General features: G+C 67.3%; 9 protein-coding genes. All 9 read left to right on the top strand.

Features of this window, described 5'->3' with window-relative positions; genetic code table 11:
* A partial coding sequence (locus tag SNE206_RS12935) for a 30S ribosomal protein S2 (RefSeq protein ID WP_407913442.1) occupies window positions 1-260 on the top strand: 260 nt, incomplete at its 5' end.
* 356 nt (window positions 261-616) lie between these two features.
* A complete protein-coding gene (locus SNE206_RS12930) occupies window positions 617-844 on the top strand; it encodes a hypothetical protein (RefSeq protein WP_407913441.1) in 228 nt (75 codons plus the stop codon).
* Between the two features lie 9 nt (window positions 845-853).
* Complete coding sequence (locus tag SNE206_RS12925) at window positions 854-1,126, top strand: hypothetical protein (RefSeq protein WP_407913440.1); 273 nt, start codon at window positions 854-856, stop codon at window positions 1,124-1,126.
* 439 nt (window positions 1,127-1,565) lie between these two features.
* On the top strand, window positions 1,566-2,012 hold the full coding sequence (locus SNE206_RS12920) for a hypothetical protein (RefSeq protein WP_407913439.1): 447 nt from the start codon (window positions 1,566-1,568) through the stop codon (window positions 2,010-2,012).
* Between the two features lie 41 nt (window positions 2,013-2,053).
* On the top strand, window positions 2,054-4,852 hold the full coding sequence (locus SNE206_RS12915) for a tetratricopeptide repeat protein (protein ID WP_407913438.1): 2,799 nt from the start codon (window positions 2,054-2,056) through the stop codon (window positions 4,850-4,852).
* A 475-nt stretch (window positions 4,853-5,327) separates the two neighbouring features.
* Window positions 5,328-5,741, top strand: a complete 414-nt coding sequence (locus tag SNE206_RS12910) for a hypothetical protein (protein WP_407913437.1) — start codon at window positions 5,328-5,330, stop codon at window positions 5,739-5,741.
* 83 nt (window positions 5,742-5,824) lie between these two features.
* The gene (locus SNE206_RS12905; RefSeq protein WP_407913436.1) at window positions 5,825-7,576 is read left to right on the top strand and encodes a tetratricopeptide repeat protein; all 1,752 of its coding nucleotides are present in this window, start codon (window positions 5,825-5,827) and stop codon (window positions 7,574-7,576) included.
* A gap of 219 nt (window positions 7,577-7,795) precedes the next feature.
* Window positions 7,796-8,221, top strand: a complete 426-nt coding sequence (locus SNE206_RS12900) for a hypothetical protein (RefSeq protein ID WP_407913435.1) — start codon at window positions 7,796-7,798, stop codon at window positions 8,219-8,221.
* 182 nt (window positions 8,222-8,403) lie between these two features.
* Window positions 8,404-11,226, top strand: a complete 2,823-nt coding sequence (locus SNE206_RS12895; protein WP_407913434.1) for a tetratricopeptide repeat protein — start codon at window positions 8,404-8,406, stop codon at window positions 11,224-11,226.
* The last annotated feature ends 114 nt before the right edge of the window (window positions 11,227-11,340 follow it).

Raw genomic sequence — 11,340 nt, 5'->3', positions numbered from 1 at the left:
TCGTCGCGATCCTCGACACCAACTGCGACCCCGACGAGGTCGACTACAAGATCCCGGGCAACGACGACGCGATCCGCTCCGTCACCCTGCTGACCCGCGTGATCGCCGACGCCGTCGCGGAGGGCCTGAAGGCCCGTGCCGGTGTCGCCAAGGGTGACACCAAGGCCGACCCGGGTGCCGGCCAGCCGCTGGCCGACTGGGAGGAGGACATCCTCGGGGGCCAGCGGGCCGAGGTGCCCGCCGCTGAGGCCGAATACTGACACCTCGCTCGGGCTCAATGAGCGTTAAGGCTTCAAAACATAGATGGAGGCAGGTGGATGTGCCGCTCGCTAGATGACTTGGAGACGAACGGAACTCCGCCTGAGCGGGATTTTGCCTCTAAATACAGAGGCTTCCACTCGCTAAATAATAATGCCAAAATACATTGGGAGGAGGTGTGTGAAAGCTATATGCTGAATCCGCAGGTCCTGCGCGCACCTCCCAATGTTAGAGAACTGGTGGCCGAGGGGCTGGCAATACGTGCTCTTAACTACGGCATCCATCTTGGCAGCTGCCCTCACTGCTAAAAGAGATTGCGCTGCAGCGGATGTCGATAAAGTTTGCGGGGTTGAGCTAGATGTGGGACCACGGCGCCGTAAGCGCGACATGCATTCAGGCGCTGAAGGAAATGTTTCCCGATGCCTTGGATGAAGACCTCAAGGCTGGTGCGGTGCTGCTGGCCGCACAGCTGGCCAGGGAGTTCGACTTCAATCGCGAGGTAGACCGGGAAATTCTCGTTCCAGGACTGGCTCAGCAACTGAAATCGATCTTCAGGCAGGACGAAGCGACTCCTCCTCAGACGTGAATCCAGAAATTGGCCGGGCCCGAGGACCCTGCGGCTCGCTGGAGTCACGAACGGCTACTGACCACCCGCAAGAACCTCGCCTACACCTACCAGGTGGCCGGAGACCTGGACCGCCCCCTCCACGAGACCACCCTCGCCCAGCGCGAGCAGGTCTTCGGCGCCACCCACCTGGCCACGCTGACTGTGCGGGCAGCCTTGGCCCGCGCACGCGACGCCCTCAAGGGTGAAGCAGCAATTCCGGTTGACCCGCGGCTTTACAGACCGCGCAGCGAATCGCTCTGACCTGCACATTCATCCCGCTCGAAGCACGCCATCCCACAGGTGCCCCATGGTCAACCGAACCGGAGGTAGATGCTCGAACACCCGTGGGTGTTTCAGTGATCCCAGCCAGGCCGGACAGGATTGATGGACTGTCCGGGGCACTGTCCGGTCCATCCTCCCAGCTCAGGGCCCATGCCCGAACAGCAGCCCACAGGCGCCAACTGTCCGGCCTGCCGATCCACCCCGGCCAGGGCACCCAAGTGATCCGCGAACCCATCCACGAGGCTCGCGCAGCCTTCCCCCACCCTGCACCGCCAGCGCGGTCCCGCAGGTCCTCACGGCCCCCTCGGGCAGGTCTCGATCCGGGTTGAACCGAATGCCTGAAGTGGCCTGCCAGATGCCTCTACGCTCCGTCACAAAGCCTGTGGAGCAGGCGATATCAACCCGAGGGGAGACGGGGATGAGTACGGAGATCGTTCAGCTGGTGGAGCAGGCCAGCCCCTATCTGACCGCCGCGGTGAGCGCGTACGGCGGGGCCGTGCTGGCGCGGGCGGAGGACGCCGCCGCGGACGCCACCGCCAACCTCGGCCGCCGCATCCTTCGGACCGTCTGGCACCGCCAACCCGCGTCCGTCCAGACCGCCCTCGAAATTGCCATCCAGGACGCCGCCGAGGACAACGGCCCCGACGCCGCCGCCACACTACGCCAGCAGATCAAGCGAGCCCTGCGCGAGAACCCTGAACTGCTGCGCGAGATCACCGCACTGCTCCCCCAGTCCGCACCCGAATCCGTGACGATCACCGCCGCCGGCACCCGCGCCGTCGCCGCACACACCATCGTCACCGCCGTTACCGGCGACCATGTCCAGCTCACCCCGCCCCCGACCGTGCCGGGAACCAGCGCGTGAACGCCGAGGCATCCGGCAACCGGTCAGTCGCCGCACACAACATGAGGGACGTCCACACCGGCGACGTCATCAACCTACCCACCGAGGTCCTGACCGCAGCCCGCGACGTCCCGGCCCCGCCCGGTCTCTCCAACCTGCCGCCATACCTCATGTGCGTCGGCCGCGACGACCACCTCACCCGACTCCGCACCACACTCGCCACCACCCGTGAGGCCGCCGCAACGCAGGCATCCGCGGTACACGGCCTCGGCGGCATCGGCAAGACCACACTCGTCCTCGCCTACGCCCACCGCCACCGCCACGAATACGACCTGATTTGGTGGATCAACGCCGACACTCCCGGCAACATCGCAAAATCTCTCGCTGACCTAGCCCTCAACCTGTTCCCCGCCTGGGCCGGGAAAGCGAATCAGGACGAACGCACCGCATGGGCGACTAGCTGGCTGCAATGGCACCCCAACTGGCTGTTGGTCTTCGACAACGTCGAGAACCCTGCCGACCTTGCCCCCTACCTCGGTGCCCTGGACGGCGGACACCACCTCATCACCAGCCGCCGAGCCACCGGCTGGCCTCGCACCATCCACACTCACCCCCTCGACACTCTCGACCCTCACGAAGCCGCAGAACTCATCTGTACTTACGCCATACCCTCCGGAACCCCCACGCCCCAAGAACTTCTAGATGCCCGTGCCCTGGCCGCAGACCTCGGCCACCTCCCCCTCGCCCTGGAACAAGCTGGCGCCTACCTCGCCCAGAACCCCACCATCACCATCGACTCGTACCGAAGGCACCTGCCCGCAAAGCTGGACAAAGCCGCCGACGGCATCGATGCCGAACGCACCATCGCCCGCATCTGGTCCCAGACCCTCCATGCCCTAACCGAACGCAACCCCCACGCCGTTCAGGTCCTGTACACGCTCGCCTGGCTGGCGCCAGACGACATCCCCGTCGGTCTCCTCGAAGTCGCCGGCGCTGACCCGGACGACCTCCACGAGGCCCTCGGACTCCTCGCCGCCTACAGCATGGCCACGGTCACCAGGCACACCACGAGCGTCCATCGCTTCCTTCAGGCGATTCTGCGCTCAGCTGCGAAGCCTGGCCCCGACGGCTCACCCTCCGGACGCCGGGCAGCGGAAGAAGCAGTCGCTCAGGCTCTGAGAGGGCTCGTCCCTTCGACCATCAACTTGGTCACGCCCTGGGACACCCTGATGCCCCATCTGATCGCACTCGCCGCAACCAGACCACCCGGGCACCAGGACGACCGCGCGGCAGACCTCTACGACACCGCAGCTCGGCTTCTGTACGCGCAAGGCCACGACGCCCGCAGCATCCCCCTCCGAGAGGCCACCCTCGCCCAGCGCGAGCAGCTCCTTGGCGACACCCACCCAGACACCCTGACCAGCCGAGGCAACCTCGCCAACGCCTACCACGCGGCAGGCGACCTGGCCCACGCCATCACCCTCCACGAAGCCACCCTCGCCCAGCGCGAGCAGTCCCTCGGCGACACCCACCCAGACACTCTGATCAGCCGCAACAACCTCGCCCACGCCTACCAGCACGCCGGAGACCTCGAACGTGCCATCACCCTTTACAAGACCACCCTCGCCCAGCGCGAGCAGGTCTTGGGCGACACCCACCCAGACACCCTGACCAGCCGCAACAACCTCGCCAATGCCTACCACACGGCCAGAGACCTTGCACGTGCCGTCACTCTGTACAAGACCACCATCGTGCAAAGCGAGCAGCATCTCGGCGACACCCACCCAGACACTCTGATCAGCCGCAACAACCTCGCCGACGCCTACCAGGACGCAGGGAACCTGGACGACGCCATCACCCTGTACAAGACCACCCTCATCCAGCGCGAGCAGGTCCTCGGCGACACCCACCCCAACACCCTGGCCAGCCGCACCAGCCTCGCCCACGCCTATCGGACCGCCGGCGATCCGGCGCGCGCCGTCTCTCTGTACGAGACCGCCCTCGCCCAGTACGAGCAGACCCTCGGCCACACCCACCCCGACACCTTGGCCACCCGCAACAACCTCGCCCACGCATGTCAGGACGCCGGCGATCCGGCCCGCGCCGTCTCTCTCCACGAGACCGCCCTCGCCCAGTACGAGCAGACCCTCGGCCACACCCACCTCCACACCCTGGCCAGCCGCCACAACCTCGCCCACGCCTATCGGACCGCCGGTGACCCGGCCCGCGCCGTCTCTCTCTTCGAGACCGTCGTCGCCCAGCGAGAGCAGGTCCTCGGCGACACCCACCCAGACACCCTGACCAGCCGCAACAACCTCGCCCACGCCTACCAGGACGCAGAGAACCTCGACCGCGCCGTCTCTCTCTTCGAGACCGTCGTCGCCCAGCGAGAGCAGGTCCTCGGCGACACCCACCCAGACACCCTGACCAGCCGCAACAACCTCGCCTACGCCTACTTCGAGACCGGCGACCCAGCCCGCGCCATCGCTCTCTTCGAGACCGTCGTCGCCCAGAGCGAGCAGGTCCTCGGCGACACCCACCCGGACACCCTGACCAGCCGCAACAACCTCGCCTACGCCCATCGGGAACTCGGGAACCTCGACCGCGCCATCCCTCTCTTCGAGACCGTCGTCGCCCAGAGCGAGCAGGTCCTCGGCGACACCCGCCCCAACACCCTGACCGCCCGCCACAACCTCGCCCTCGCCTACTTCGAGGCCGGTGACCCAGCCCGCGCCATCCGCTTCTTCGAGGCCACCCTCGTCCGCTGCGAGCAGGTCCTCGGCGACACCCATCCCGAGACCCTGACCAGCCGCGACAACCTCGCCACAGCGAGGGAAGTAGCTAGCGGCACGACCGGGTGAAGCTGCGCTCCCGGCTTTACAGACCGCACGCCGAACTCGGCCGGGTCCACGAGTCGGGCTTCCGGCACACGCCCCGGACACCCCACTCCAACCTGTCCGGGCACTGTCCGGCCCGATTCCCGCAGGTCAAACCACCAACCCGGACACCGGACAGCCCGGACACAACCCCACACGTCCACCTGTCCGGGCAGCGAGCCAGACCCCCGGCACAGCCCCCCACACGGACCGCCCACCGCTACACCCACACCAACCTCGCTGCAGCGAAGGCAACACCAGCGGGCGGCTCAGCCGGGGAACCCGCACTTCCGGTTGACCCGCGGCTTTACAGACCGCGCAGCGGAACGCGTCAGACGTGGGCTTCTTCCGTGTTGTGGAGGCCCGGCCCCACGGGTTTCCCGTAACGATCCTCCGGCGACCGTCCGGCTCCTAAGCTGATGACACATCAGTTGGTGTCCGCTTGGGGGGTTCGAGCAAGATGAGTGTGGAGATCGCGGAGCTGGTGCAGCAGGCCGGCCCCTATCTGACTGCAGCCGCGGGCGCTTACGGAGGCGCGGTCCTCACCCGGGCGGAGGACGCTGCAGCCGACGCCACCGCCAACCTCGGCCGCCGCATCCTCCAGGCCATCTGGCACCGCCGCTCCACGCCCGAACTGGAGGCCGCGGTCCTCGACGTCGCCGAGAACACCGACGACGAGGACGCCGCCGCCGCACTACGCCAGCAGCTCAAGCGGGCCCTGCGCGAGGACGCCGACCTGCTCAGGGAACTTGCCGCTCTGCTGCCCGCACCGGCAGCCGGAAGCGTGACGATCACCGCCTCCGGTGAACGGTCCATCGCCGCGCACACCATCACCACAGCCATCACCGGCGACGGCCACCCCACCGGCCGGTGACCAGCCCCCACTACGAGACTTCCGGGCCGCGCTCTGCCGCCGCACACAGCATCGGAAGTGTCCACACCGGCGACGTCATCGGTATGCCCGCCGAGATCCTCACCGCCGCCCGCGACGTCCCGGCCCCGCCCCGCCTCACCAACCTGGCACCTCTCCTGCTGTGCTTAGGGCGCGACGACGACCTCGCCTGGCTACGCAGCACACTCGCCGAGCAGAGCGGGACCGCGATCACCCAGGCATCCACCGTCCACGGCCTCGGCGGCATCGGCAAAACCACCCTCGCCCTCGCCTACGCCCACCGCTACCGCCACACCTACGGCCTCATCTGGTGGATCAACGCCGACTCCCCCACCCGCATCGAGCAATCCCTCGCAGACCTCGCCCTCAAGCTGCTCCCTGTCTGGGCCGGGAAAGCATCCCAGGACGAACGCACTGCGTGGGCGACGACCTGGCTTCAGTGGCATCCCGGGTGGCTGCTGGTCTTCGACAACGTTGAGACTCCCGCCGACCTGACCCCCTACCTCGGCGCCCTCGACGGCGGCCACCACCTCATCACCAGCCGCCGCGCCACCGGATGGCCCCGCACCATCCCCACCCATCCCCTCGGCACCCTCGACCCTGCCGAAGCCGCCGACCTCATCTGCACCTACGCCTGCGGCACACCCACGCCCCGGGAACTCCAGGACGCCCGCCTCCTGGCCGCCGACCTCGGCTATCTCCCCCTCGCCCTGGAACAGGCCGGCGCCTACCTCGCCCAGAACCCCACCATCACCATCGACACCTACCGCCGACGCCTGGACACCAGACTCGACAAGGCCGCCGACGGCATCGACACCGAACGCACCATCACCCGCATCTGGACCCACACCCTCCAAGCCCTCACCGAACGCAACCCCCACGCCGTTCAGATCCTGCACACCCTCGCCTGGCTCGCCCCCGACAACATCCCCATCAGCCTCCTGGAAAAACCCGACACTGACCCGGACGACCTCCACGAGGCCCTCGGCCTCCTCGCCGCCTACAGCATGGCCACGGTCACCAGGAACACCGTCAGCGTCCACCGCCTCCTCCAGACAGTCCTGCGTTCAACTGCACATGGCGGCCCCGACAGCTCACCCATGGGACGCCAGAGCGCCGCAGAAGCACTCGTTCGAGCCCTGGGCTCGCTCAGCCCCCCAACCACGAATGCAGTTACACCCTGGGATTCCCTGATGCCTCAGCTGATCGCGCTCGCCGCAACCAGACCCTCCGGGCACCGGGACGACCGCGCGGCCGACCTCTACTACACCGCGGCAGAGCACCTCCGCGAGCAAGGCCACGACGCCCGCACCATCCCCCTCCGAGAGGCCACCCTCGCCCAGGACGAACAGACCCTCGGCGACACCCACCCCGACACCCTGACCAGCCGCAACAACCTCGCCAACGCCTACGCATCAGCCGGGGATATAAGGCGCGCCATCCCCCTGCTCGAAACCACCCTCGCCCAGGACGAGCAGATCCTCGGCGACACCCACCCCGACACGCTACTCATCCGCAACAACCTCGCCGCCGCGTACGACGATGCCGGCGACCTGAACCGCGCCATCCCCCTCCACGAAACCACCCTCGCCCAGCGTGAGCAGATCCTCGGCGACACCCACCCCCACACCCTGACCAGCCGCAACAACCTCGCATACGCCTACTACGAAACCGGGGACCTGGACCACGCCATCCCCCTGTTCGAAACCGTCCTCGCCCAGCGTGAGCAGATCCTCGGCGACACCCACCCCGACACCCTGACCAGCCTCAACAACCTCGCCATAGCGAGGGAGCAAGCGACCGACACAAGCGAGTGAATCTGTCGTTCCGGTTGACCCGCGGCTTTACAGACCGCGCGGCGAACCGGACTGACCTGCGTCGCGGCACTCTCTACAAGGCGTGTTCCCGCATATCTCCCGCGTTGCGGTGAGCTTGGTCTCGGAGTCGACTGGAAGGAGGGACGCGAACCAGCTCGGCCGCCGACCCCCACGCCCTGCCGTCGCTGCTTCGCAGCCACAAACGCACGAACGGGGCACATGATGAGTGCAGAGATTACCGACCTGGTGAGCCAGGCTAGCCCCTATGTGACCGCAGCCTTAACCGCCTACGGCAGCGCGGTACTCACCAGGGCAGAGAACGCCGCCGCTGATGCAACCGCCAACCTCGGCCGCCGCATCCTCCAGGCCATCTGGCACCGGCGCCCCGAGCCCGAGCAGGCCAAGCTGGAAGAAGCCGTCCAAGAGGCCGCCGAAGAAATCAACAACGAAGACGCCACCGCCGCCCTACGTCAGCAGATCAAACGGGCCTTGCGCGACGACGTCGATCTGCGCAACGAATTCGCCCAACTCCTGCCCCCACAGGCTCCCGGCACGGTAACGATCACTGCTTCCGGGGAACGCGCGATCGCTGGCCACGCCATCACCACCGCCATCACCGGCGACATCCACCGCCCCGTCCCATGAGCAGCCCGCATTTTGACGCCTCCGGGCCGGGGTCAATCGCCGCCCAGACCATCGGCACGGCCATCACCGGCGACGTACTCACGCTGCCGGCGGAGATCCTCAATGCGGCCCGCGACATCTTGGCGCCCCCTGCGCTCACAAACTTACCGCCGTATCCGCTATGCCTGGGCCGCGACGACGCCTTGACCTGGCTCCGCGCAGCCCTCACCCAAGTAGGCGGAAACACGATCACTCAGGCATCGATCGTCCACGGCCCCGGTGGTGTCGGCAAGACCACACTGGCCCTCGCCTACGCCCACCGGCACCGCCAGGACTACACCCTCGTCTGGTGGATCGCAGCCGACTCCCCCACCCGCATCGAACAATCCCTCGCAGACCTCACCCTTCAACTCCTCCCGGCATGGGCCGGGCACGCCGCGCAGGACGAACGGGTGGCCTGGGCAATGACCTGGCTGCAATGGCATCCCAACTGGCTACTCGTCTTCGACAACGTCGAAGACCCAGCCGACTTAACCTCTTACCTGGGGGTTCTTGATAGTGGTCACCACCTGATCACCAGCCGCCGCATCGCCGGATGGCCCCACACCATCCGTGCCTACCCGCTTAGCACCCTCACCTCAGTCGGGTCAGTGGATGTGCTGTGCGCGCGCGCCCTGCCTGGGGCCCTGCCGACCCTGCGCGAACGCAAGGAAGCGCAAGCACTAGCCACCGAACTAGGCCACCTGCCTATCGCCCTGGAACAGGCCGGCGCGTACCTCCACCAACATCCCACCATCAGTATCGATGCCTACCGTAGACGCTTGCATTCGAGGCTCGATGCCTATCGCCGACGTCTCCGTGGGAAGCTCGACACGACCCTTGAGGGCGCCGACGCCGAACGCATCGTCACCCGCATCTGGTCCCAGACCCTCCAGGCCTTGACCGACCGCAACCCACTGTCGGTTAGCGTCCTACGCACACTGGCGTGGCTCGCGCCCGACGGCATCCCGGTCAGTCTCCTGGAGATTCCTGGCGCCAACAACGACGATCTCCACGAAGCCCTTGACCTCCTCAGCGCCTACGACCTGGCCACCGTCACCAAATACAGCGTCAGCGTCCACCGTCTTCTCCAGACAGTCCTGCGCACCACTGCGCCAACCGAACCTGACGGATCACCCGCGGGCCGCCGCGAGGCGGAGGAATCCCTGGTTCGGGCACTTGGTCCCCTTCCTGCTTCAGAAACAGGCGCAACTACGGCGTGGGACGCTCTCATGCCCCAGCTGATCGCACTCGCCACCACCACGCCGGCCGATCGCCTCGACCACGCAGCCAACCTCTACAACACCGCGGCCGTGCACCTTCGCGCGCAGGGCTACGAAGACCGCGCGATCCCCCTCTACGAGACCACCCTCGCCCAGTGCGAGCAGGCCTTCGGCGACATCCACCCCGACACCCTCACCAGCCGCAGCAACCTCGCCCACGCATACCAGTGGGCTGGAGACCTGGACCGCGCCATCCCCCTCCACGAGACCGTCCTCGCCCAGTGCGAACAGGTCCTCGGCGACATCCACCCCGACACCCTCACCAGCCGCAACAACCTCGCTCTTGCCTACGGGGAAGCCGGGGACCTGGACCGCGCCATCCCCCTCCACAAGACCGTCCTCGCCCAGTGCCAACAAGTCTTCGGCGACACCCACCCCCACACCCTGGCCAGCCGCGATAGCCTCGCCCACTCCTACAAATCAGCTGGGGACCTCGACCGCGCCATCCACCTCTACGAGACCACCCTCGCCCAGTGCAAACAGGTCCTCGGCCACACCCACCCCCAGATCCTCATCAGCCACAACCACCTCGCCACCGCCTACGAGGACGCCGGGGACCTCGACCGCGCCATCCCCCTCTACGAGACCACCCTCGCCCAGTGCGAACAGGTCCTCGGCCACACCCACCCCGACACCCTCATCAGCCATAACAACCTCGCCCACGCATACCGGGCGGCTGGGGACCTCGACCGCGCTACCCCCCTCTTCGAGACCACCCTCGCCCAGTGCGAACAGGCCCTCGGCGACACCCACCCCCAGACCCTGATCGTCCGCGACAACCTCGCCCACGCCTACCAGGACGCCGGGGACCTCGACCGCGCCATCCCCCTCTACGAGACCACCCTCACCCAGCGCGAGCAGGCCCTCGGCCACACCCACCCCCAGACCCTGACCAGCCGTAACAACCTCGCCAGCGCCTACCAGGACGCCGTGGACCTCAAGCGCGCCGTCCCCCTCCACGAGACTGTCCTCATCCAGTGCGAACAGTTCCTCGGCGACACCCACCCCCTCACTCTGACCGGCCGTAACAACCTCGCCAGCGCCTACCAGGACGCCGGGGACCTCGACCGCGCCATCCCCCTCTACGAGACCACCCTCGCCCAGTGCAAACAGGCCCTCGGCGACACCCACCCCGACACTCTGACCGGCCGCAGCAACCTCGCTCTTGCCTACCAGGACGCCGGGGACCTCGACCGCGCCATCCCCCTCTTCGAGACCACCCTCGCCCAGTGCAAACAGGCCCTCGGCGACACCTACCCCCAGACCCTGACCAGCCGCAGCAACCTCGCTCTTGCCTACCAGGACGCCGGGGACCTCGACCGCGCCATCCCCCTCTTCGAGACCGTCCTCACCCAGTACGAACAGGCCCTCGGCGACACCCACCCCGACACCCTGAGCATCCGCAACAACCTCGCTCTTGCCTACCAGTCTGCTGGGGACCTCGACCGCGCCATCCCCCTCTACGAGACCACCCTCACCCAGTACGAACAAGCCCTCGGCGACACCCACCCCCAGACCCTGAGCATCCGCAACAACCTCGCCCACGCCTACCTGTCGGCTGGGGACCTCGACCGCGCCATCCCCCTCTACGAGACCACCCTCGACCAGTGCGAACAGGCCCTCGGCGACACCCACCCCGACACCCTGATCGTCCGCAGCAACCTCGTCGCCGCCAGGAAGGCAACAGGCAACACCAGCGGATGAACCTGCCGTTCCGGTTGACCTGAGGCTTTACAGAATGCGCCGCGGACCGCCTTGACCTTACGGTTCGTCAGCCATAGGCATGTAGGCCCCGCATCCGCCCCACAGGGCTGTCAG

This window comes from Kitasatospora sp. NE20-6 (genome assembly GCF_045862635.1).
This window is presented reverse-complemented; position numbering and strand designations above follow the sequence as displayed.